The following is a 21,793-nucleotide window of genomic DNA, read 5'->3' as shown; positions in this document are numbered from 1 at the left end:
CCCCGGCCCACCATGCGCGCGTCCGGCCCGGTCTTCCCAGGTCGGAGCAGGTGGTGGACGCCGAAGCGGGGGCCGCCCGGCCGGGCGGCCCCCGCTCATTCGCTCTCCCCGCCGCCTGTGCGGCGGGCGGTCAGCTCTCCCGCGCCTGGCGGGTCCGGGTCCTGCTCTCCTTCTCCAGCGCGGCGACCAGCTCGTCCTTGTCCATCGTGGAGCGGCCCTCGACGTTGAGCTTCTGGGCACGCTCGTAGAGGTCGCGTTTGGTGGCCGATGCGTCGACTCCGCCCGCGGTCCCCGCGCTTCCCTGCTTGCGCTTGGCCCTGGGGTCGGCGGCGCGCTCGTCCGAGGGCCCGCTGCCGCTCTTCTTGCGCTCCCAGTGGTCGCCCACCTTCTCGTACTTGTGCTTGAGCGCGGCGAAGGCCACACGGTGCGCCCGTTCCCCCTCGCCGTACTCTTCCACCGCCGAGTCGTGCGCCTTGATCCAGGTGTCCTGGGCCTTGCGCGGCGAGCGCTGGATGGTGCTGGGCAGCTCCTGGCGTCCCGGCATGAGGGCCTCCTCTCCGGTCGGCTCCCCTCTTAGGCTCACTACCTGGAAGTACACCGGGTAAACCCCGCGCCCGGGACGCCCCCGCGGCCTCGGACGCCGGTGATTCCAGGGGCCCAGCCCGCGCTCGGCTGCGGGCTGGGCCCTGGCGTCCTCCGCGTCGTCCCCTCATCCGTCCCGGGAGGCCGGGGCACCCCCCGATTCCCCTGGCGCACTCCGGCGGGACGGTGGCACCCGGGCGGAGGTCCGGGTGCCGGCGCGACGGCGTCGGGTCGTCGCCCTCGCGCCTTCGTCCGTGCGCTAACCGCCTCCGGGCGGACTATGCACGCGCCGCAGGGGAGAATCCCCGCCCCGTGCTACTCGGCCTCATCGGGTTCGGTGTCCGGGTCGCCGTCGAGGAGCGCGGCGAGCGCGTCGGGCAGCACGTCCAGGGCGTAGTGCAGGCTCAGGACGGAGCCGAACGACAGGGCGCCGTTCAGGCGGCTCATCTCGGGCATCTCCAGGACGCGCCCCTCCTTGGCGGAGTCGAGCTCCTTGAACACGTCCATCCCGGTGATCGAGGCCTCCGGGTCGCCGTAGACGCCGACCAGCAGGGCGTCGGCCTCGAGCAGTTCGAGCTCCTCGAGGCTGACCTCCTTGGGGGCGCGCTCCTCGTCGGTGAACAGCGCCTCGGCCTGCTCCGGCATCCCCATGCCGAGCTGGGTCAGGAAGCCCGGGGCGGGCCCCTCGGCATAGGCCCAGGCGGCGCCGTCGATGGACGAGGCGAGGAGCGCGGTGGCCCCGGCGAACTCGGGGTGGTCGTCCCGGGCGTCCTTGAACCGCTCCTCGATGTCGGCGATGAGCGCCTCGGCGTCGTCCTCGCGGTCCAGGGCGGTGCCGACCACCCGGGCGATCTCCTGCCACGGCACCCCGAAGTCGGGGTGGTCCGGGTGCTGGGCGATGGTGGGCGCGATGCCGTCGAGGGTGTCGTACTCGTCCTGGGTGAGGCCGGAGTTGACGCCCAGGACGAGGTCGGGGGCCAGCGCGCCGATCTGCTCGAAGTCGAGCTCGTCGACGGGCAGGACCTCCGGCAGGTCGGCGTCGCCGAGGGCCTCCTTCGCCCAGGGCCAGAGCGCGCCGGGGTGCTCGCCGAACCATTCGCGCACCCCGACCGGGGCGACGTTCAGGGCCAGGACGTAGTCCTGCTCGGTGAGGCCGACGGTGACGATCCGCTCGGGGGTCCCGGAGATCTCGGCGGTGCCGTACTTGTGCTCGATCGTGCGCACGGGGCCGTCCGCGGAGCCGCGGCCGTTCCCGCCGCCGCAGCCGGCGGCGCCGAGGGCCGCCAGGCCGCCCATCCCGAGCAGGGCCCCGCGGCGGGTGAGGGCGGGGCCGCGCCCCGCACCGGCGCCGCGTCCGCCCGCGCCGCGCACCCGAAGTCTGCTGCTGTCCACCGTGCCGTTCTCCTGACGTGTCCCGACTGCGGCCGTACCACGGCCCTGCACGGCGACTTAGGGTAGCCTAGCCTAGGCCGTTGGCGCACGGGGGAGAACACAACATTTCGGACAGCCCCGCATCGGCCGCGGGGCGGGCGGCCCGCCCGCCCGGCTCGGCGCGTCAGGCCTCCTCGTGCGCCCGGGCCGCCGCGAGGGCGCCCCGCCGCTCCGGAACCGGCTCCGGCTCGCGCCCGCGCGCCCGGAGCACGCGCTGGTAGCACCGCTCGGTGCGGGCCGCGATCGTCTCCCAGCCGAACCGGGCCGCGACCCGGTCGGCCGCGGCGAACCCGTAGCCCTCACGGGTGACCGGGTCGGCCAGCAGCTTGCGCATCCGGAAGGCCAGGGCCCGCGACCGCGCCGGGGGCAGCAGCCGCCCGGTGACATCGTTGACCACCGTGTCCAGATGGCCCCCGACCGCAGAGGCGATCACCGGCGCCCCGCACCCCATCGCCTCGACCGTGGTGATCCCGAACGGCTCGTACCACGGCACGTTCACCACGAGGTCGGCCGCGCGGAAGTGCGCCGGGACCTCCTCGCGCGGGACCGCGCCCAGGAAGCGGACCCGGTCCTCCACCCCCGCCTCCTCGGCGATCCCGCGCAGACGGGCGGCCTCGCCGTCGGCCGAGGCGTCGGCGTCGGAGCCGTCCGGCCCCGGGCCTCCGGCCACGACCAGCTCGGCCTCGGGGACCCCGGCCATGGCCCGCACGACGGTGTCGACGCCCTTGCGGCGGACCAGCCGCCCCAGGAAGAGGACCCGGGGGGCGTCGCCCTTCGGCGCCGTGGGCCCCTCGGAGTGGAAGCGCTCCAGGTCGACCCCGGAGGGCACGACCGCGACGCGGTCCGGCGCGACGCCGCGCTCCCGGAGGACGCGCTGCTCCTGGGTGGAGGTGGCGACCACCAGGTCCGCCCGGCGGGCGACCATGGTCTCCACACGGCCGCGTTCGGGGGGACCGGGGTCGGGCGCCCCGTCGCGCAGGCGCTTGAGCGCCAGCAGGGCGTGGAAGGTCTGCACGACCGGCAGGCCGGCGGCCGCGGCCGCTCCGAGCGCCGCCCGGCCGCTCGTCCAGTGGTGCGCGTGGACCAGGTCGGGAGGGTCCTGCACCCACCGGCGGGCCAGGTTCTCGGCGAACGCGTCGGTGTGCGGCGACGACTCCTCCCCGAGGGGCTCGGGCGGCCCGGCGTCCACATGGCGGACGTAGGCGCCCGGGCGGAGTTCGACCTCCTCGGGCAGGTCCGGAGACGTACGGCGCGTGTGGACGACGACACTGTGCCCCCGCGCCGCCAGCGCCTGGGACAGCTCCGCCACGTGCACGTTCCGGCCGCTCGCGTCGGCCCCCTGCACCACCGCCAGCGGCGATACGTGCTCGGAGACCATGTCTATCCTCATCGCGCGTCCTCCTTACTCAGCCGGGCCCGCCGCCGCGCGGGGCGGGAGGGCGCCGGACCAGGGCCGCCTGCCCGGCGGCCCGCACTGCCTCCTGTGCTCATTCCAGCTCCGGGCCTGACCCCGGATCTCCTCATACCGCCGCCTGAGGGGCGGCACGACGGCCGAAAGGCCCAGCAGGGTCCACCGGACCGGGGCGCCGCGGCCCCTGGCCCGAGGGGCACCCCGTCGCAGTGGAGGGGGATTCGTGTCCGGTCGCGAGGTTTCCCAGGCCGGGCCGGACGTCCGGCCGTGGGGCGCGGGCACGAGGGACCGGCGGGGCGGTGCGGTGTGCGCCCTGGAGGAATGCCGTGGTCGAAGGTGCGTGGACGTCCCACGTCACGATCTCGGTTCCATACGCCGTCATGCCCTCTCCCTATGGAGCCTTCCCGCTCAGGGCCGCCGCTCCCCTACCGTCCACTCGTTCTTGGCGCGGGCGGGGCATCGGAGCGCCGGAGAGGCCGGTTCGGCGCATCTCCGGCGCGGCGGGCGGCGGGGCGGATGGTTTGCATACAGACCGGCTACCAGCGCTCCGCCCTGACAAACACTCACGCAACCGGAGCCTTGCCTTCCCGTCCGCGCCGAGGGCGAATCCGACCAGGGCACGGCCGTTCACAGGTTCCTTGAATCGTCTAAGGGAAGGGAACTCCATCGCCGGGCACTCCGCGCATGCGCCGGGCGCACCACAGAGCCGAGACCGCTGGTGTCCGCTTCCGCTGGAGTGGTGTGGCTCTCGGCGGCCGTGACCGCCGTCCGCCTACGGCCTTCGCTCGTCCACCGACAGGCGCCCCGCAGGTGCGCACACCTCCGGCCCGCCCCCGAGCTCGGGGCGCAGTTGCACTCACCACTTGACATCGCCCGCGTGTTTGCGTCGTTTCCCCCGGGATCAACAACCGAAGGGGGCGGGCCGCCCGTGCTGGACCGGTCCAAGGGAAATGACACCGCTCCAGCGGACACGACCCGGCGGAATGGGGCGCGCCCCCTCCGCTCCGGTCAGTCGCCCCGTTGGGACAGGAAGTCGCGGACCCGGTCGGCCACTCCGATCCACGGTGTGACCAGGGCCTTCAGCGGCGGGGCGTCGGGGACGCCGGGGTGCGGGCGGGTGGGGGCGAGCGCCTGGGCCGCCGGCACCCGCTCGCCGATCCGCAGCCGCTCCTCCTGGGTGGTGTCGCGGGCGAAGCGGGGGAACAGGCCGGACTCCTGCTCGGCGGCGTGCCGGCGCACCCCGTCGGCCAGCAGCCGCAGCAGGTGGCCGAAGCCGGGGTCGGAACCGGTCAAGCGCTCCAGGTCCCGCATCCACGCCTCCAGCTCCCGGTGCCGGATCGAGGCCCGCTCGGCCCCGCCCGGGAACGCTCCCCGCAGCCGGGGGTAGAGAAGCTGCTCCTCGGTCGACAGGTGGCGCACCAGCGCCGCCACCGCCCGCTCGGCCTGCGGGCGCACCCGGGGGTCGTGCGGACCGTCCTCGGACGCGGCCGCGCACAGGTGGGCGAAGGCGGTGCACAGGTCGCGGTGCTCGGCGGTGAGCAGGTCGAGCACGTCTCCCCCGAGGGCGCCGCCGCCGTGGTCGGAAGGGATCATGCTTTCAGGTGGCTCCATGCCCCTCCGCTACCGCCGTGCGCGGCCGACGATCTCACCTGAGGGTGACATTGACCTTACCTCGCGGCGCGCGGCCGGGACGGTCCCGGCGCCGACCGAGCGCACGCGGTGGGGAAGGGGCCGCCGCGGCACCCTGGCCACTCGGCGTTGACCAGCGTGTTTCACGCGGCCGAGGGCTGGTAGCGGACCGGAGAACGCACGACGCACCAGGGAAGGAGACCACCATGGCCGAGACCGTGCGCGAGGTCATGACGACCCCGCCCTACACCGTCACTCCTGGGACCCCGCTGCGCGACGTCGCCCGGATCATGCGCGACAAGGAGGTCGGGGACGTCCTCATCGCCGAGGACGGCCGGCTGCGCGGGCTGGTCACCGACCGGGACATCACGGTGCGCTGCGTCGCCGAGGGGGCGGACTGCTCGACCGAGACGGTCGACCGGTCCTTCACCGAGCAGACGGTGACCATCGGCCCGGAGACGCATGTGACCGAGGCGGTACGGCTCATGCGCGAGCACAGCATCCGCCGCCTTCCCGTCGTCGAGGAGGGCCGCCCGCTGGGCGTGGTGTCCCTGGGCGACCTCGCCCTGGAACGGGACCCGCGCTCGGCCCTCGCCGACATCAGCGCGGCCGAGGGGAACAACCTGTGACGGAGGCGTCCCCGGCCGCCGACCGGCCGACGAAGGACACGGGGCCGCCCTGAAGAGGGCGGCCCCGATCACGTCCGGGCTCCCGGGCACGCTCCCAGGCAGGGCGGCCCTTCCCGCCGGGCCGCTGTGGGCCCGGCGGGAAGGGCCGCCGGTCGGTCCTCCGGGGCGGCCCGCCGGTCACCCGATGCGCGCCATCAGCCGCGTGCAGGCGTCCTCGCACAGCATGCAGGTGTCGGCGCACAGGGCGCAGTGCTCGTGCCGGTCGCCGTGGCGGCGGCACTCCTCGGCGCAGGCCCTGCAGTACTCGGCGCACACCGACAGCAGACCGCGCTGCAGCAGCGGGTCGACCGCGGTGCGCCGGGACAGCACCCGCAGGGCCGCCTCGCACACGTCCGCGCAGTCCTGGTTCAGCCGCACGCACGGCACCAGGTCCGCGGCGTCGCGCTCGCCCAGGCACGCGTCGGCACAGGCCACGCAGGCCTGCGCACAGGCGGCCAGGCGCTCGATGGCGGTGGAGAGGAGTTCGGTGTCGCCGATGACGTCGCGCGGGTGGGTCCGCAGGAACTCCTGGGTCTGGGTGGGCATCGGTCCTCCTCGGCTCGGTTGCCCGTCACCCACCCGCTACCTGCGACGACCTCGGGTAAACACCGGTCCGGACCGCGCGCGGACGGCCGACGCGGGCGGCCGGGCACGGCGCGGCGCCGCCCGGCACGGTCCTCTCGTCCCCGTTCCGGGCGGCGCCTCCGTCCCGGGTGCCCGGCCCGCCGCTCGAACGGGCCGGACACCGGCCGTCCCCCGCTTGTTCCCCCCTCGACCACCTCGGGGGCACCGGGGCACCCCCCAGAACCCCGGCGCCGCGTCCGAGGCGGTGTACACCCGGGCGGAGGTCCGGGTGGAGGCGGGGGGCGCCGGGTCATCGCCCCCTCGCGCCTCATCCCGGGCCCTAACCCCGTGCCGTCGGGAGCATGCACACCCCCCGGAAGAAATCCGGGCGCCCCGGAAACCGGAGGGAGGCCGCAGGGACGGTCGACGCAGCGCCGTCAGCCGCGCAGGCGCAGCGCCAGGAACAGGTCGACCCGGTGGTCCAGGCGGCTCAGGTCGCGCCCGGTCAGCTCCTCCACCCTGCCGATGCGGTAGCGCAGCGTGTTGACGTGCACGTGCATCGCCGACGCGCACCGCTGCCAGGACCCCGAGTGCTCCAGGAACCGCTCCAGCGTCTCCACCAGGTCCGAGCGGTGGTCCCGGTCGTAGGCCAGCAGCGGCCCCAGCAGCCGCTCCCGGTAGGAGGCCCGCACCTCCTCGGGGACCGAGGCCAGCAGCAGCTCGTGCGAGTCGATCTCGGCCCCGGCGATCACCTGGGCCCGGCCCCGGCGCAGCCCCGCCAGCCTGCGCGCGTGCCGCGCCTCGGCCGCCGCTCCGCGCAGGTCGCCCAGCTCGCGCGGGGTCGACCCGATCCCCACCGCCAGGCGGTAGTCCACCAGCCCCGGCTCCAGGGCCCACGCCCCGCGCTCCAGTTCGGCGCGCAGCCCCTCGGCGGCGCGGGCGCCCTCCTCGGCCGCGTCGGGCACCGGCACCACCGCCAGCACGTCGCCCTCCCCGGTGACCACCGCCCCGGGCCGCTCGGCCAGCAGCTCGGACAGCACCCGGCGGGCCAGGTCGGGCAGGCGCGGGTCGGGCGCCAGGGCGGCGCTGACCACCACGTGCCCGCGGCCGGGCCCCGGACCGGCGCCGGCGGCGCGCAACAGCGCCTCCACCTCCTCCAGGCGCTGCTCCTCGACCAGCCGGGGAAGCGCCTCGGCGTGCCGGGCGTCGTTGAGCGCCCGCTCCTCCTCCCGGCTGCGGGCCAGCACCGCGATCGAGGCCAGCTCGGCGACGGCCTCGTGGACCTCCTCCTCCCAGTCCTCGTGGCGGCCCTCGCACACCAGCAGCCACCCCGCCAGCGGGTGGGAGTGGCGGGTCTGCACCGGCATCACGGTCAGCTCGCGCCCGGCCCCCTCCCCGCCGGGCAGCGCGGTGCTGCGCGGGAACGACGGCCAGGACAGGGCGCGGGCGGCCAGCTCGGCGCGGGCCCGCTCGTCCAGCCCGGGCCCGGCGGAGGCGACCGCGCGGCCGGTGCTGGAGAGCACCCAGGCGCGCACCCGGGCCTGCTCGGCGGCCGTGGCGAACACGGCGGGGAAGTCGGCCCCGGCGGCGACCTCGGCCATCATCCGGCGGTGCCGGTCCCGGTTCTCGGCGATGGTGGTGAAGCGGCGCCGGTTGATCAGCCGCAGCACCTCCTCGGTGACCGCGCCGAAGGAGGTCTCGGCGGGCACCTCCAGCAGCGGCATGCCGTGCCGGACGCAGGCCTCGACCAGGTCGTGCGGGACCTCGCCCAGGGCGGTCCCGGCGCCCACGGCCGCCGCGCCCGCCTCGGCGGCCGAGGACACGAACACCTCCGAGTCCGCGGGGCCGGTCCGCCACATCATGCCGGTGAGCACCAGCTCTCCGCCGGTCAGGTAGCGGGCGGGCCGCAGCAGGTCGGTGGTGTAGGCCCAGCGGATGGAGCGGTGGGCCTGGTCGGCTCCGCTGAGGAAGCGCAGCTTCAGCCGGGGGATGGAGAGCAGTTCGCCGAGCCGCATGGGGTCCCTTCGTCTCGCGTCGCGGCGGGGCCGCGCAGCGCCACGTTAACCCACGACGGGTTGTTGGAGGAAACAACAAAGCACCGCCCGCGACCAGCGCTCCGGTTCATGGGTTCACCGGGTGGTCGCGCGCTGTTCCCCAGTGTTGTACTTCACATACACACCCGGCGTAGACCACACGGCGAACGGCGCGACCGTCCGCCCGCGCAACGACGAGGACGAGTATGGACTTCCTGCGCCCTTCCACGTTGGAGGAAGCGCTTGCCGCCAAGAGCGCGCATCCCGACGCGGTGCCGATCATGGGCGGTACCGACGTCATGGTCGAGCTGAACTTCGACAAGCACCGGCCCGGGGCCCTGATCGACCTGACCCGCGTGCCCGAGCTGGCCGCGTGGGGGCCCGAGGGCGACGGGGTCCGCCTCGGCGCGGGCGTGCCCTACACCCGGATCATCGCCGAGCTGGGCGAGCGCGCCCCGGCGCTGGCGCAGGCCTCCCGGTCGGTGGCCTCGCCGCAGATCCGCAACCGCGGCACCGTCGGCGGCAACCTGGGCGGGGCCTCCCCCGCCGGGGAGTCGCACCCGGTGCTGCTGGCCACCGACGCGGTCATCGAGCTGGCGTCGGTGCGCGGCACCCGGCGGGTCCCGGCGCGCGAGTTCTACCTGGGGCTGCGCCGCACCGCCCGGCAGGACGACGAGCTGATCACCGCGGTACTGCTGCCCCGCCCGGCCGGGCCGCAGCACTTCTCCAAGATCGGCACCCGCAACGCCATGGTGATCGCGGTCGCCAACTTCAGCCTGGCGCTGGACGCCGGCACGCGCACCGTGGGCACCGGCCTGGGGTCGGTGGCGCCGACCCCGGTCCGCGCCGAGGAGGCCGAGGAGTTCCTGGCCGGGGAGTTCGACTGGGACGGCGGCGCGGTGCTGGACGAGGCCGTGGTGCGCCGCTTCGGCGAGCTGGTGTCCTCGGTCGCCCGCCCCATCGACGACCAGCGCGGCTCGGCCGACTACCGCCGCCACGCCGTGGGCGTGATGGCGCGCCGCGCCCTTTCCTGGTCGGTCACCGACTACCGCAAGAGCCTGCAGGACCCGAGGGGAGACGCCCGATGCGCGTGACGTTCACCGTGAACGGAGAGCAGGTCAGCGCCGACGACGTGTGGGCCGGAGAGAGCCTGCTGTACGTGCTGCGCGAGCGCCTGGGCCTGCCGGGCAGCAAGAACGCCTGCGAGCAGGGCGAGTGCGGGTCGTGCACCGTCTACCTGGACGGGGTGACCGCCTGCTCGTGCATGGTCGCCGCCGGGCAGGCCGAGGGGTGCGAGGTGCGCACCGTCGAGGGCCTGGCCGACAAGCAGGGCGAGGGCGACGAGAAGCGCCTGGGCGCGGTCCAGGAGGCGTTCGTGGAGATGGGCGCGGTGCAGTGCGGCTTCTGCACCCCCGGCCTGCTGGTGCAGACCGACGACCTCATCTCCCGCACCGTGGGCGCCGGCAAGGGCGTGCCCGAGGACGCCGAGATCCGCGAGGCGCTGGCCGGGAACCTGTGCCGGTGCACCGGCTACGAGAAGATCATCGACGCGGTGCGCGTGGCCGCCGAGCGCGAGTCCGCCAAGGCGGGCGGTGCCGCATGACCGGCGCGACCAGCGGCGCGTCCGGCACGGAGGCCGGGACCGTCGTCATCGACGGCGCCTACATCGCCACGGTCGGCGGCGCCGAGTACGCCGCCGGGCACATCGTGGCCGAGAACGGGCGCATCACCCGCGTCGGGTCGGGCGCGGCCCCGGACGTCCCCGGGGCGCGGCGCATCGACGGCCGCGGCTGCGTGGCCACGCCCGGCCTGGTGAACACGCACAACCACCTGTACCAGTGGGCCACCCAGGGGCTGTTCGCCGACGGCACCCTGTTCGAGTGGCTGGTGGGCTCCTACGAGATCTGGCACCGGCTGGACGCCGAGGTGGTCTCCGGTACCACCACCGCGGGCACCGCCTGGCTGGCGCTGTCGGGCTGCACCACCGCCTCGGACCACCACTACATCTACCCGGCCGGGCGCGGCGACATCGCCGCCGCCGAGGTGGAGGCGGCCCGCCGGGTCGGCGTCCGCCTGGACCTGGCCCGCGGGTCGATGGACCGGGGGCACTCCCAGGGCGGGCTGCCGCCGGACACGGTGGTCGAGACCCTCCAGGGGGCCCTGGAGGGCACCGCCGCGGCCATCGACGCCCACCACGACCCCGCGCCGGAGTCGATGACCCGGGTGGCGGTGGCGCCCTGCTCACCGTTCTCGGTCAGCAGCGAGCTGATGCGCGGCGCCGCCGAGCTGGCCCGCGCCAAGGGCGTGCGGCTGCACACCCACCTCGCCGAGACCCTCGACGAGGAGGAGAAGTGCGCCGCCGAGTTCGGCTGCACCCCGGTGGAGTACGCCGAGAAGCTGGGCTGGCTGGGCGAGGACGTGTGGTTCGCCCACGCGGTGCACCTGTCCGACGCGGCCATCGCGCGCATCGCCGAGACCGGCACCGGTGTGGCCCACTGCCCCACCTCCAACGCCCGGCTGGGCGCGGGCATCTGCCGCACCACCGAGCTGCTGGCCGCCGGGGCCCCGGTGGGCCTGGGCGTGGACGGCCCCGCCTCCAGCGAGCTGACCCCGCTGGCCGGCGAGATGCACCAGGCGCTGCTGATGGCGCGCGCCCGCAAGGGGCCCCAGGCGCTCACCGCCCGGCAGGCCCTGCACATGGCCACCCTGGGCGGCGCCCGGGTGCTCGGCCGCCAGGACGAGCTGGGCTCCCTGGAGCAGGGCAAGCTCGCCGACATCGCGCTGTGGCGCATCGACGGCTTCGGCTACGACGTGATCGACGACCCGGTGGTGGCCCTGACGTTCGGCCCGGTCCCGCCGCTGGAGCGGCTGCTGGTCGGCGGCCGCACCGTGGTCGAGCGCGGGGAGCTGCGCACCGTCTCCCACGGCGAGGCCGCCGAGGCCGGCCGCGCCGCCCACCGACGACTGACCCAGGAGGTGAGCCGGTGATGTCCGGCACGACGACCCGGGCCCCGGGCGACCTGTCCAGCACCACCCGGGACGGTGTGGGGGCCAGCCCCCGCCGCCCCGACGGCACGCTCAAGGTCACCGGCGAGTTCGCCTACTCCTCCGACATGTGGATGGAGGACATGCTCTGGGGGATGACGCTGCGCAGCCCCCACCCGCACGCCCGCATCCGGGGCATCGACATCACCGGGGCGCTCAAGCTCCCGGGGGTGCACGCGGTCCTCACCCACGAGGACGTGCCCGGGGAGAAGCGCTACGGGCTGGAGTACGAGGACCAGCCGGTGCTCGCCTTCGACAAGGTGCGCTACAAGGGCGAGGCGGTGGCGATCGTGGCCGCCGACCACCCCGAGACCGCGCGCCGCGCCCTGGAGCGCATCGAGGTCGACTACGAGGTGCTGGAGCCGGTCAGCGACTCGCGGCGGGCCGCCTTCGACCCCGAGTGCCCCCTGGTGCACGAGGACGGCACCCTGCCGGTGCACGAGGAGTACAACCAGCACGGCAACGTGGTGCGCCACCAGCCCATCCGCACCGGCGCCTTCACCGGCGGCGAGGCCCTGGAGGAGCTGCGCTCCCGGGCGGCCGCGGTGGTGTCCACCGAGTACGAGGTGGGCATGCAGGACCAGGCCTTCCTCGGCCCCGAGTCGGGCATGGCCGTGCCCGCCGAGGACGGGGGCGTGGACCTGTACATCGCCACCCAGTGGCTGCACGTCGACCAGCGCCAGATCGCCCCGGCCCTGGGCCTGCCCCAGGACAAGGTGCGGCTGACCCTGGCCGGGGTGGGCGGGGCGTTCGGCGCCCGCGAGGACCTGTCCATGCAGATCCACGCGTGCATGCTGGCGCTGCACACCGGCCGCCCGGTGAAGATCGTGTACAACCGCGAGGAGTCGTTCTACGGCCACGTGCACCGGCACCCGGCCAAGATGCGCTTCGAGCACGGGGCCGAGGCGGACGGCACGCTGCTGTACGCCACCCTGGAGATCGTCGTCGACGGCGGGGCCTACGCCTCGGCGACCCCGGCGGTGGTGGGCGTGGCCTCCTCGCTGGGCATCGGCCCCTACGAGGTGCCCAACGTCAAGGTGGACGCCTACGGCGTGTACACCACCAACCCGCCGTGCGGGGCGATGCGCGGCTTCGGCGCGGTGCAGGCGTGCTTCGGCTACGAGTCGCAGATGGACAAGCTCGCCGCCGAGCTGGGCATGCACCCGGTGGACCTGCGCATCAAGAACGCCATGAAGCAGGGCTCGCGGATCATCACCGGCCAGCTCATGGACACGCCGCTGCCGATGGCCGAGATGCTGCAACGCTCCAAGGACATGCCGCTGCCGCCGGCCCGCGAGCAGCTCCCCGACCCGTCCGACCTGCGCACCCTGCCCGGCGGGGTGGCCAACACCACCCACGGCGAGGGCGTGGTGCGCGGCGTCGGCTACGGGGTGGGCCTGAAGAACCTCTGCTTCTCGGAGGGGTTCGACGACTACTCCACCGCCCGGGTGCGCCTGGAGCTGATCGGCGGCGAGCCGGTGGCGCTGGTGCACACCGCCGCGGCCGAGGTCGGCCAGGGCCTGGTCACCGTCAAGGGCCAGATCGCCCGCACCGAGCTGGGCGTGGAGCGGGTGACCATCCACCCCTCCGACACCCAGGTCGGCTCGGCCGGGTCGTCGTCGGCCTCCCGCCAGTCGTACATGACCGGCGGCGCCGTCAAGACGGCCTGCGAGGCGGTGCGGGCCCGCGTGTTCGAGATCGCCCGCGAGCGCGGCCTGGTCTCCCCCGGCCACCCGGACGCGGTGCTGTCGCTGCAGGGCGGCAAGCTCGTCTCGGAGACCGACGGGGTGCTGGCGCCGCTGGCCGACGTGCTGGAGGGCGGCGCGGTCGAAGAGACCCGCGAGTTCCACCACCGGCCCACGCACATGCTCGACCCCACGTTCGGCCAGGGCGACTCGCACACCCAGTTCGGGATGTGCGTGCACCGCGCGGTGGTCGACGTGGACGTGGAGCTGGGCCTGGTCAAGGTGGTGGCGCTGGACGCGGTGCAGGACGTCGGCAAGGTCATGCACCCCCAGCAGCTGGCCGGGCAGATCCAGGGCGGCTCCACCCAGGGGCTGGGCCTGGCGCTGATGGAGGAGATCCAGGTCAAGGACAGCCAGATCCGCAACCCGTCCTTCACCGACTACCTGATCCCCACCATCCTGGACACCCCGCCGATGCGGATCGACGTGCTGGAGCACGCCGACCCCAACGCGCCCTACGGGCTGCGCGGCGCGGGCGAGCCGCCGACGCTGTCGTCGACCCCGGCGATCGTGGCGGCGGTGCGGGACGCCACCGGGCGCGCGCTCACGCACGCCCCGGTGCGCCCTGAGGACATCGTGGGCATCGAGCTGTAGCGCCCCCGATCCTGCCCGTCCCGGTCCGCCGGCGCCCTCGGTGCCGGGACGGGCAGCCTCCGGACCCAGGAGGCACGCGAGAAGAAGGAGACACGGGCTCTCGGCCCGCACGGCGGTAACGTGGCCGCCCGGCGGTGCTGGGCCCCGCACCGGCCCCCCGTGGACGCGCCTCGTCCGGGCGCACCCACGGTTGGTCACAGAACGTAATCGACCCCCCGCACGCGGTACCGGGCAGGGCAGGCCCGGACCCGACTCCCTCCAGGAGGGGACATGACTCGACTCGACGCGAAGGGGCCCACCCCCGAACCGGCGGCGGCCTCCACGACCGATCGATCCTGGCTCGACCGGTTCTTCTTCGTGACCGAACGCGGCTCCACCTACGGGCGCGAGATCCGCGGAGGCCTGACCACCTTCATGGCCATGGCCTACATCATCGTCCTGAACCCGATCGTGCTCAGCGGGGCCCAGGACATCAACGGATACGCTCCCACCTTCGAGCAGCTCACCACGATGACCGCGCTGTCGGCGGGCATCGTCACCATCCTGATGGGCGTGCTGGGCCGGGCGCCCATCGCGCTGGCCGCCGCCCTGGGCGTCATGGCGGTGGTGGCCTACCAGGCGGTCCCCCAGATGACCTGGCCGCAGGCGATGGGCCTGGTGGTCTGGCAGGGCATCGCCATCATCCTGATGGTGGTCACCGGGGTGCGCACCGCGGTGATGAACGCGCTGCCGCACAACCTCAAGCTCGCCATCGGTGTGGGCATCGGCATGTTCGTCGCGCTGATCGGGCTGGCCAACGCCGGGTTCGTCAGCGCGGGCGAGGGCAGCCTGCTGCAGCTGGGCACCACCGGCCACCTGGCCGGGTGGCCGGTGGTGGTGTTCATCATCGGGCTGCTGGTCTCGGCGATCCTGCTGGCCCGCAACGTGCCCGGGGCGATCTTCTACGGGATCGTCACGGCCACCGCCATCGCCGTCGTCGTCACCTACGTCTTCCAGCTCGGCGACGACACCTGGGGCGGGTCCGCGCCGCGGCTTCCCGAGACGCTGTTCACCGCCCCCGACTTCAGCCTGCTCTTCCAGGTCGACCTGTTCGGGGCCTGGGTCCAGGCGGGTCCGGCCAGCGCGGCGGTCATCCTGTTCACGCTGATCCTGGCCGGGTTCTTCGACGCGCTGGGCACCGTGCTGGCGGTGGGCAACAAGGCGGGGCTGACCGACGAGAACGGGCAGATGCCGCGCACCAACCAGATCCTGGGCACCGACGGCGCCGGGGCCGTGGTCGGCGGCGTGACCAGCTCCTCGGCCACCCTGGTGTTCGTGGAGTCCACCGCGGGCGTCAGCGAGGGCGCCCGCACCGGGCTGGCGAGCCTGGTCACCGGCGGGCTGTTCCTGCTGGCGATCCTGTTCTCCCCGGTGTTCGGGATGGTCCCGGGCCAGGCGGCCTCGTGCGCCCTGGTCCTCGTGGGGGCCATGATGATGATGGGCGTGGGCGCCATCGAGTGGAGCGACATCTCCATCGCGATCCCGGCGTTCCTGACCATCGCCCTGATGCCGTTCACCTACGACATCGCCACCGGCATCGGGGCGGGCATCGTGGCCTACACCATCATCAAGACCGCCGTGGGCAAGTACCGCGAGGTGGGCTGGCTGATGTGGATCCTGACCGCGGTGTTCGCCGCCGACTTCGGCCTGGCCGGCATCGAGCACCTGCTGGGCCTGTAGCCCCCGGACCCTCTCCCACCCCCCAGCGGCGCCCGGGCCCGGAGTCCCCTCCGGGCACGGGCGCCGTCGCCGTTCGGGGCCCGTGCCCGGCCCCGACACCGGCCGGGGCCGCCCCGACCTCGGAACTTAATCGAGGATCGAAAGAGTTTGCCGCCGGGCGGGCGACGACACTACCGTGCCGTTCGCCCTCTGCCCGTTCGGACGGCACGGCGGGCGGCCTCCCGCCCGGCAGGAAGCCCGTGGGCCGGAGGGCGCCCGATCCGACGCGATGATCCCCCACGCACGATCCCCCACGACCGCGAACCCGGCCCCCGTTCGCCCCTCCCCCCCCGATGGGTCCCGCCCCGACGGCTGCCACGGACCACCCGCAGGGAGCTGGGCCCCGGGCGTCCCGGGCCCCGCCCCTCCGATCCCGACCGGGATCCCGCGGACCGTCTCCGCCGTCGAGCGGGGCCCATCACCGCAAGGACGCTCCGCATGCCCTGGTCCCTCCCGTGGGAACGCTCCCACTCGTCTCCTCGTCCCCACGGCGCGGTCTCCCCGCTCGGCCCGCCCCGAGGCGCGACCATCACGGACGTCCATGTCCGCGAAGGACGGAGCAGGGTGTGCGGACCGCCGCACAACAGAAACGGACAGGGACACACGAGTGCAGACCCACCCCTGCTCGCCCTACGCAGGCCCGCCGCTCTGCCCCGAAGCGGTCGAGGACCTGACCGGACGCGAGCTCCAAGTCCTGCTGCTGGTCGCCTCCGGGTACTCCAACCGGGAGATCAGCAGGCGGATGACCGTGACCGAGCGGACGGTCAAGGCCCATATCACCCGGATCTTCGAGAAGCTCGGCGTGGAATCGCGCGTCCAGGCCGCCCTCACCTTCGTCGCGAGCAGGTGCCCGGCCTGCTCCGCCCTCGTCGCCCACGACAGGGCCGCGGCCGACACGGCGCGGGAGGCCTGATCCCCGATGCGCGTCTCCCTCCTCCTCCCCCACACCCCGCTGGACGCCGACGAGATCCGCCCCTTCGCCGACCTGGTCCGACTCCGCGACGCCCACCGGCTCTGGATGGGGACCTCGCCGCAGGGCGGCCCCCTGCCGGCGCTGGCCTACCTCGCCGGGGCCGGGTACCGGATCCCCGTGGGGACATCGGTACAGCTCACGCCGTTGCGCCACCCGTTCCAGGCGGCGGCGGACGCCCGAGCGCTGGCCCTGCTGACCGGACGCCCGGTCGTGGCGGGGTTCGGCGCGGGCACCCCCGAGGTCATCGCCCGCCTTCTCGGCCACCGCTACGACCGCCCGGCGTCGGCGGTGCGCGACTACATCGCCGAGGTGCGCCGCCACCTGGAAGGCGGCGACGACCTCCTCCCGAAGATCGACCACCCGCGCGTCGAGCTGGCCGCGGGGGTCCTGCGGCCCGGCATGGCGCGGGCCGCCGCCGAGGTCGCCGACGCGGCCGTGACCTGGTTGGCCCCGCCGGACTACCTCCGCGATGCCGTCGTCCCGGCCCTGGGCGGCGGCGCGGGGCGGCCGCCCAGACTCGTGGCCGTCGTGCACGCGGCCGTCCGGAGGCCGGGCCGCGACGCCCGTGCGCTGGCCTTCGCGGCGGCGCAGGGGCACCTGTCCGCCGGGCAGTACGTCGACATGCTGAACCGGGCGGGCCTACGCGTCAGTGCCGCCGACCCGTGGGAGGGGGCCGGGCGGCTCGTCGACGGCGGCGTCTTCCTCTACGGCTCCGCTTCGGAGGTGGCCGAGGGGCTGAAGTGCTATGCCGCCGCCGGCGCCGACGAGGTCGTCGTCAATCCCGCCGGTGTCGCGGTCACCGAGAACGTCCGCGCCGGAACCGAGGACGCGACCGAAATCCTCGCCGAATTCAGAGACGAGCGGTGACACTCCGCGGACACCCCGTCACCTGCGACGGCTCCGCCTTTCCCTGAAGTACACCACCCGAAAGTACAGGTCCCCAAAGTCCACTGGAACCCGCATTCCGGCTCCGACAGAATCTTTTCCGTCGGAGCCGGGAGCAAAGGGCCCGGTCCGCACCGGAGCCGTCACCCCGATGGCACCGGGGTTCCGAATGGCGGCAGATCCTCTTTTCGTGACCCCGAACGGCCGCCGCCCCTTGTCCTCCGGAGCGGCACCGAAGTCATCGCGCTCCGTCATTCGACGTGAACAGATCGAGAGACCGGAGGCACCATGACGAACCCGAACGCGGGAATCCTTGAGGAGATCGGCGAGCAGGGCCTGGCGCAGATCATCTTCGGCGCCGACGCGACCCCGAACACGATCACCGGAATCGGTTGCATCGGCATCAGCCTGGGACTCGGGAACCCGGGGCAGGTGTGCACCCTCACCGTGGAGTGCCAGGACGGATGCTGAGAACGCCTTCTTCCACTGAAAGCGACGAGGAGCCCTTCATGACGAACCCGAACGCGGGAATCCTTGAGGAGATCGGCGAGCAGGGCCTGGCGCAGATCGCCTTCGGCGCCGACGCCCACCCGAACCCCATCACCTTCCCCTCGTGCGCGACGCCGAGCATCATCCTCGGCAACCAGGGGAAGGTCTGCACGCTCACCGTGGAATGCCAGGACGGATGCTGAACCCCCCAGAAAACGACAAGGAGCATTCCATGGCGAACCCCAACGCCGGGATCCTCACGGAAATCGACGACCAGAGCCTGAAGGGCATCACCTTCGGCGCCGACGCCGCGCCGAACACCCTCAGCTTCACCTGCCAGAACCCGCTCACCATCCTCTGCACCCACACCACCGACATCTGTCGGCCCGTCGAGCCCTAGAACGACCGCTGAGGCCCCGACGGGACGTTCCATCCCGAAGGGCCCACCGCGGACCGTCCCGGACGGCGCGTGCGAGGCGGCCGGCCCCGCACCGGCCTCCCGGGCGGTCCGCGGCCACGACGACGCCCGGTTCCCGCCGGGCAGGACGATGCGAATCTGGAGTTGCCACGGTGGACGGTCACGGGGCGGACGCCGCCCGCGTCGTCATCGACAAGTACCTGCCCGAACTCGACTCCGACGAGCTGCGCGAGGCCCTGGTGGAGCAGCTCTCCGCGGTGTCGGCCGATGCACCCGCCGGTGAGGGCGAGTTCCCCCCTCCGCCCGCCTACGCCCCCGAGGCGGACGTCGAGGGCGGGATGCAGGATTACTTCGCCTACTGGACCCGGGCCTGGTCCGACGGGATCGCGGCCCGGATCGCCGCCTCCCCGCAGGTCGCCCCCGACAACGACATCGCCACCGGATTCATCGCCGACCAGACCGAGCGGACGGGCGCCGCCATGGTCCGCGTCCTGCTCGAAGAGCTGTACCGGCTGCGCAGCAGCGGCGGCCTGGAGGGCGCGACCGCCGAGGAGCGCTACCGGAGCTTCCGCCGCTGGACGAACGGCCCGGACGGCCACCGTCACCTGCTCGGCCGCTACCCCCACCTGTTCCACTCGTGCCGCGCCCGGGTGCAGGCGGCCGCGGACCACCTCCTCGCCATCATCGGCGAGGTCGGGCGCAACCGTGCGGCCCTCGACCGCGACATGCCCGGTGTGCGGGAGGGCAGCAGGATCACCTCGGTCCGGCTCGGGAGGGGCGACACCCACAACGGCGGCCTGTCGGTGGCCGAGGTCGGGTTCGACGACGGCGGCCGGATCCTCTACAAGCCGCGGCCGGTCCAGGCCGAACGCGGCTACAACGCCTTCGTGGACTGGGTGAACCGGCGCATGGGGAGCACCCTGCCGACCGTGCGCTACCTGCCCGCAGGCGCCGGGGGCTTCAGCGCGTTCGTCACCACGGGCCCGTTCTCGGGCACCGCCGAGGAGTACGACGCGGCCCTCGGACGGCTCGCGGGCGTGCTCTACCTGGTCAAAGGCGTCGACATCCACTTCGAGAACGTCCTCGCCTCCCCGGCGGGTCCGACCGTCATCGACGCCGAGACCCTCTTCGCCCCGCGCTGGCGGATGCCCGAGGCCGCCGACTCCGCTTGGACGACCGCCCGGCGCCGCCTCGTCGAATCGGTGGCCTGCATGGGCCTGCTGCCGATGGTGATGCGGCAGCCGGGCGCCGACAGCGGCATGCACGTCGGTGTCGTCGGCTACGAGGCCGGGCAGCAGTCCCCCTATCGCGCCCTGCGGGTGCGCAACCACGGGCGCGACGACATGCACACCGAGCTCGTCGCCGCCACCGCGCCCGGTTCCGAGGGGGAGACCGCCGTGGGCGCCGACCGCGGCGCCGACGAGCCGACCCCGGCGGCCCAGCGCGACACCATCAAGCGCGAGCTGCGGCGTGTTCTGGAGTTCGCGGCCCGCCACCGCTCCGAGGTGGCGGCCGCCGTCGAGGAGCACCTGGCCGACGCCCGGTTCCGCTACGTCGCCGAGCCCACGGCCTTCTACGCGCAGCTGCTGCGCATGGCGCGCCACCCCGAGGCCGTGGCCGACCCCCTCGTCCGCGCGGCCCTGCTGCACCGGGTGGCGCTGACCAAGGGGGCCGTCGACGACCTGACCCGCGCCGAGGCCGCCCAGCTCGCCGCGGGCGACGTGCCCTACTTCTCCTACACCGGACGTTCGACCGCTGTGGAGGCGGGCGGGGCCGTCGTGCGCGCCGACGCCTTCGAGGAGCCCCCGGCCGATACGGTCCGCGACCGGATCCTCGCGTTGGACGAGGAGGAGATCGAGCGCCAGCTGCACATGGTCGACCTGGCGTTCGTCACGCGGCTGCCCTTGGACGAGGAGACCACCGGGTTCGCACCGGCGGCGGCCGGCGGCGGCCGCGCGCCCGCCGCGCCCGTGGGCCGCTCCCGGCTGCTGGCCGAGGCCGTGCGCATCGGGGACGATCTGGTGTCCTCGGTCATCGGCGGCGACGACGCGGACTCGCCCGCCACATGGCTCGCACCGCAGATCGCGACCCTCGACGACCTGCAGTGGAGCCCCGGCGTGCTCGGGGCCGACCTGTACAGCGGGACGAGCGGGGCGGCGCTGGTGCTGGCCGGGCTGGCGCGGGCGACCGGCCGCCAGGACTTCCGGGACACCGCACTGGCCGTGCTGGACCCTCTGGAGCGGGGGTTCGCCGACGACGGCCCCGGCGGCCTTCCCTCCCCGCCCGGCGCCTACGGCGGGATCGCCGGAGTGGCCTACGCACTGGCCACGGCCAAACGCCTGCTGGGCGACGACTCCGGCGCGGGCTCCGGTGACCTGGCCGAGGCCATCGCGCGGACGCTCGACGGGTGCACCGAGCCCGACCTCGTCGGCGGCGCCGCCGGGGCGCTGGCCGTCCTACTGTCGCTGCACCGGAACTGCGCGGACGCCCGCGAGCGGGAACGCATCGCCCGCGCCGCCCGCCAAGCGGCCGACACCGAGCTGCACCTGCTCGCCGACACCGGTCCGGACGGACGCGCCACCGGGCACACCGGGTACGCCCACGGCACCATCGGGATCGCCCCCCACCTGCTGGCGTACGCGGCGGTCTTCGGCGATGAGCGGGCCCACGGGACGGGTCTCCTCCTCGCGCGCGGCATCGCCGGTGCCCAGGACCCCGGCGACCGCGACTGGCCCCGCGAGTGGGACAACGAGGAGCGTTCCTTCGCCTGGTGCCACGGGGCGCCCGGACTGCTGCTCGGGGCGCTGCAGGTGAACCGCCACGCGCCGGAGGCCGTCCCCGAGCGCCAGATCGCCCGAATGGCGGAGCTGACGCTCGCCCACGGGTTCGGCAACAACCCCAGCTACTGCCACGGGGACCTCGGTACCGCCGAGGTCGTGCTCTTCGCCGCCCGGGAGCGGCCGGACCTGTTCCCCGCGGGAACCGTCGACGGGCTCTATGAGCGCCTGTTCGACGCGGTGCTGGACCGCTATCCGGCCCGGTGGGACACGCGCTACTCCTACAGCCGCAGCCTGATGCTCGGCCGCCCGGGAACGGCCTGGTCCATCCTGCGCCACCTCGAACCGGAGGCCTTCCCCTCCCTCCTGCGGCTGGACTGACCGCGACACCGGCGCACCGACCGCCTCCCGACAGGCCGTGGGCCCCACCTCGGTGCGCCGTCCACGATCGGGCCCCGGCACCCGCCGGAGGCCTCTGCAGAGAATGACAGGAAGGGATACGGCCATGAGCAACCTGCCCATGGACAGGTCCACCGGGTACATCTCCGTGGACGAGCTGGTCGAGCTCGCCGAGCCCCCGGGCGGCTTCGTCGGCGGCGACGCCCAGGTCCAGAGCACCATCGCCTGCGTCAGCGCCACGGTGGCTTCGGCGACCGCCGTCAGCGCGGCGATGGGCGACAACTGCCCCAGCACCGCCTGCACGAGCCGCTGCGCGGGTACCTGACCCGACCGGCACACCACTCGCGCCCCGGTGCATCCGCGCCGGGGCGCCCTCCTCCGCCCGCCGGGGC

At 74.2% G+C, this 21,793-nt stretch carries 19 protein-coding genes; 13 read left to right on the top strand and 6 right to left on the bottom strand.

Annotated features, from left to right (window positions below; all coding sequences use genetic code 11):
* Positions 1-130: 130 nt before the first annotated feature.
* The 4 genes from O4U47_RS05035 to O4U47_RS05020 all read right to left on the bottom strand — a co-directional run bounded on the left by O4U47_RS05035 (position 131) and on the right by O4U47_RS05020 (position 5,017).
* Positions 131-544: a ChaB family protein gene (locus O4U47_RS05035; RefSeq protein WP_270676356.1), complete on the bottom strand. Its 414-nt coding sequence runs from the start codon at positions 542-544 to the stop codon at positions 131-133.
* Between the two features lie 353 nt (positions 545-897).
* Entirely contained in the window at positions 898-1,974 is a 1,077-nt protein-coding gene (locus O4U47_RS05030; RefSeq protein ID WP_270676355.1) for an ABC transporter substrate-binding protein, read from the bottom strand.
* A gap of 163 nt (positions 1,975-2,137) precedes the next feature.
* Positions 2,138-3,403 carry a glycosyltransferase gene (locus O4U47_RS05025; protein ID WP_270676354.1) on the bottom strand — a complete coding sequence of 422 codons (1,266 nt, stop codon included), beginning with the start codon at positions 3,401-3,403 and terminating at the stop codon, positions 2,138-2,140.
* A gap of 1,029 nt (positions 3,404-4,432) precedes the next feature.
* The gene (locus O4U47_RS05020) at positions 4,433-5,017 is read right to left on the bottom strand and encodes a hemerythrin domain-containing protein (protein WP_270676353.1); all 585 of its coding nucleotides are present in this window, start codon (positions 5,015-5,017) and stop codon (positions 4,433-4,435) included.
* A 242-nt stretch (positions 5,018-5,259) separates the two neighbouring features.
* On the opposite strand from O4U47_RS05020, the gene O4U47_RS05015 reads away from it, so the two are divergent.
* The gene (locus tag O4U47_RS05015; protein WP_270676352.1) at positions 5,260-5,682 is read left to right on the top strand and encodes a CBS domain-containing protein; all 423 of its coding nucleotides are present in this window, start codon (positions 5,260-5,262) and stop codon (positions 5,680-5,682) included.
* A 177-nt stretch (positions 5,683-5,859) separates the two neighbouring features.
* Here the strand turns inward: O4U47_RS05015 and O4U47_RS05010 are convergent, their stop codons facing one another.
* Together O4U47_RS05010 and O4U47_RS05005 are read right to left on the bottom strand one after the other, a co-directional pair.
* A complete protein-coding gene (locus O4U47_RS05010; RefSeq protein ID WP_270676351.1) occupies positions 5,860-6,267 on the bottom strand; it encodes a four-helix bundle copper-binding protein in 408 nt (135 codons plus the stop codon).
* 455 nt (positions 6,268-6,722) lie between these two features.
* Entirely contained in the window at positions 6,723-8,300 is a 1,578-nt protein-coding gene (locus O4U47_RS05005; protein WP_270676350.1) for a PucR family transcriptional regulator, read from the bottom strand.
* A gap of 224 nt (positions 8,301-8,524) precedes the next feature.
* Between O4U47_RS05005 and O4U47_RS05000 the strand changes: the two genes are divergently transcribed.
* From O4U47_RS05000 to O4U47_RS04945, 12 genes are all read left to right on the top strand, one after another.
* The gene (locus O4U47_RS05000) at positions 8,525-9,412 is read left to right on the top strand and encodes an FAD binding domain-containing protein (RefSeq protein WP_270676349.1); all 888 of its coding nucleotides are present in this window, start codon (positions 8,525-8,527) and stop codon (positions 9,410-9,412) included.
* Positions 9,403-9,921, top strand: coding sequence for a (2Fe-2S)-binding protein (locus tag O4U47_RS04995; RefSeq protein WP_270676348.1), 519 nt, complete (start codon positions 9,403-9,405; stop codon positions 9,919-9,921). The genes O4U47_RS05000 and O4U47_RS04995 overlap by 10 nt, the downstream gene beginning before the upstream one ends.
* Complete coding sequence (locus O4U47_RS04990; protein ID WP_270676347.1) at positions 9,918-11,306, top strand: 8-oxoguanine deaminase; 1,389 nt, start codon at positions 9,918-9,920, stop codon at positions 11,304-11,306. Before O4U47_RS04995 ends, O4U47_RS04990 begins: the two co-directional genes overlap by 4 nt.
* Positions 11,306-13,702 carry a xanthine dehydrogenase subunit D gene (gene pucD / locus O4U47_RS04985; RefSeq protein ID WP_270676346.1) on the top strand — a complete coding sequence of 799 codons (2,397 nt, stop codon included), beginning with the start codon at positions 11,306-11,308 and terminating at the stop codon, positions 13,700-13,702. The genes O4U47_RS04990 and pucD overlap by 1 nt, the downstream gene beginning before the upstream one ends.
* 270 nt (positions 13,703-13,972) lie before the next feature.
* Positions 13,973-15,421, top strand: a complete 1,449-nt coding sequence (locus O4U47_RS04980) for an NCS2 family permease (RefSeq protein ID WP_270676345.1) — start codon at positions 13,973-13,975, stop codon at positions 15,419-15,421.
* 646 nt (positions 15,422-16,067) lie between these two features.
* Complete coding sequence (locus tag O4U47_RS04975) at positions 16,068-16,373, top strand: helix-turn-helix domain-containing protein (protein WP_270676344.1); 306 nt, start codon at positions 16,068-16,070, stop codon at positions 16,371-16,373.
* Between the two features lie 6 nt (positions 16,374-16,379).
* Positions 16,380-17,300: an LLM class flavin-dependent oxidoreductase gene (locus O4U47_RS04970; protein WP_270676343.1), complete on the top strand. Its 921-nt coding sequence runs from the start codon at positions 16,380-16,382 to the stop codon at positions 17,298-17,300.
* Positions 17,301-17,606: 306 nt separating this feature from the next.
* Complete coding sequence (locus O4U47_RS04965) at positions 17,607-17,789, top strand: plantaricin C family lantibiotic (RefSeq protein ID WP_270676342.1); 183 nt, start codon at positions 17,607-17,609, stop codon at positions 17,787-17,789.
* Positions 17,790-17,827: 38 nt separating this feature from the next.
* The gene (locus O4U47_RS04960; protein ID WP_270676341.1) at positions 17,828-18,010 is read left to right on the top strand and encodes a plantaricin C family lantibiotic; all 183 of its coding nucleotides are present in this window, start codon (positions 17,828-17,830) and stop codon (positions 18,008-18,010) included.
* 29 nt (positions 18,011-18,039) lie between these two features.
* Positions 18,040-18,207, top strand: a complete 168-nt coding sequence (locus O4U47_RS04955) for a plantaricin C family lantibiotic (RefSeq protein ID WP_270676340.1) — start codon at positions 18,040-18,042, stop codon at positions 18,205-18,207.
* Positions 18,208-18,377: 170 nt separating this feature from the next.
* Positions 18,378-21,383 (top strand): type 2 lanthipeptide synthetase LanM family protein, encoded by a 3,006-nt coding sequence (locus O4U47_RS04950; protein ID WP_270676339.1) that lies wholly within the window; start codon positions 18,378-18,380, stop codon positions 21,381-21,383.
* Positions 21,384-21,507: 124 nt separating this feature from the next.
* On the top strand, positions 21,508-21,726 hold the full coding sequence (locus O4U47_RS04945; protein ID WP_270676338.1) for a class II lanthipeptide, LchA2/BrtA2 family: 219 nt from the start codon (positions 21,508-21,510) through the stop codon (positions 21,724-21,726).
* Positions 21,727-21,793 lie beyond the last annotated feature (67 nt).

Origin of the sequence: Nocardiopsis suaedae, assembly GCF_027706745.1 — a bacterium.
Taxonomy (GTDB): domain Bacteria; phylum Actinomycetota; class Actinomycetes; order Streptosporangiales; family Streptosporangiaceae; genus Nocardiopsis_A; species Nocardiopsis_A suaedae.
Note: the sequence above shows the minus strand (reverse complement) of the source record. Positions and strands in the feature narration are given on the sequence as shown.

Bases quoted from the DNA above. Each gene is read 5' to 3' on its own strand.
- O4U47_RS04970 (WP_270676343.1), top strand. From the start codon at position 16,380: ATGCGCGTCTCCCTCCTCCTCCCCCACACCCCGCTGGACGCCGACGAG.
- O4U47_RS04960 (WP_270676341.1), top strand. From the start codon at position 17,828: ATGACGAACCCGAACGCGGGAATCCTTGAGGAGATCGGCGAGCAGGGC.
- O4U47_RS05025 (WP_270676354.1), bottom strand. From the start codon at position 3,403: ATGAGGATAGACATGGTCTCCGAGCACGTATCGCCGCTGGCGGTGGTG.
- O4U47_RS04980 (WP_270676345.1), top strand. From the start codon at position 13,973: ATGACTCGACTCGACGCGAAGGGGCCCACCCCCGAACCGGCGGCGGCC.
- O4U47_RS04995 (WP_270676348.1), top strand. From the start codon at position 9,403: ATGCGCGTGACGTTCACCGTGAACGGAGAGCAGGTCAGCGCCGACGAC.
- O4U47_RS04945 (WP_270676338.1), top strand. From the start codon at position 21,508: ATGAGCAACCTGCCCATGGACAGGTCCACCGGGTACATCTCCGTGGAC.
- O4U47_RS05035 (WP_270676356.1), bottom strand. From the start codon at position 544: ATGCCGGGACGCCAGGAGCTGCCCAGCACCATCCAGCGCTCGCCGCGC.
- O4U47_RS05005 (WP_270676350.1), bottom strand. From the start codon at position 8,300: ATGCGGCTCGGCGAACTGCTCTCCATCCCCCGGCTGAAGCTGCGCTTC.
- O4U47_RS04965 (WP_270676342.1), top strand. From the start codon at position 17,607: ATGACGAACCCGAACGCGGGAATCCTTGAGGAGATCGGCGAGCAGGGC.
- pucD (WP_270676346.1), top strand. From the start codon at position 11,306: ATGTCCGGCACGACGACCCGGGCCCCGGGCGACCTGTCCAGCACCACC.
- O4U47_RS05010 (WP_270676351.1), bottom strand. From the start codon at position 6,267: ATGCCCACCCAGACCCAGGAGTTCCTGCGGACCCACCCGCGCGACGTC.
- O4U47_RS05020 (WP_270676353.1), bottom strand. From the start codon at position 5,017: ATGATCCCTTCCGACCACGGCGGCGGCGCCCTCGGGGGAGACGTGCTC.
- O4U47_RS04990 (WP_270676347.1), top strand. From the start codon at position 9,918: ATGACCGGCGCGACCAGCGGCGCGTCCGGCACGGAGGCCGGGACCGTC.
- O4U47_RS05015 (WP_270676352.1), top strand. From the start codon at position 5,260: ATGGCCGAGACCGTGCGCGAGGTCATGACGACCCCGCCCTACACCGTC.
- O4U47_RS05000 (WP_270676349.1), top strand. From the start codon at position 8,525: ATGGACTTCCTGCGCCCTTCCACGTTGGAGGAAGCGCTTGCCGCCAAG.
- O4U47_RS04955 (WP_270676340.1), top strand. From the start codon at position 18,040: ATGGCGAACCCCAACGCCGGGATCCTCACGGAAATCGACGACCAGAGC.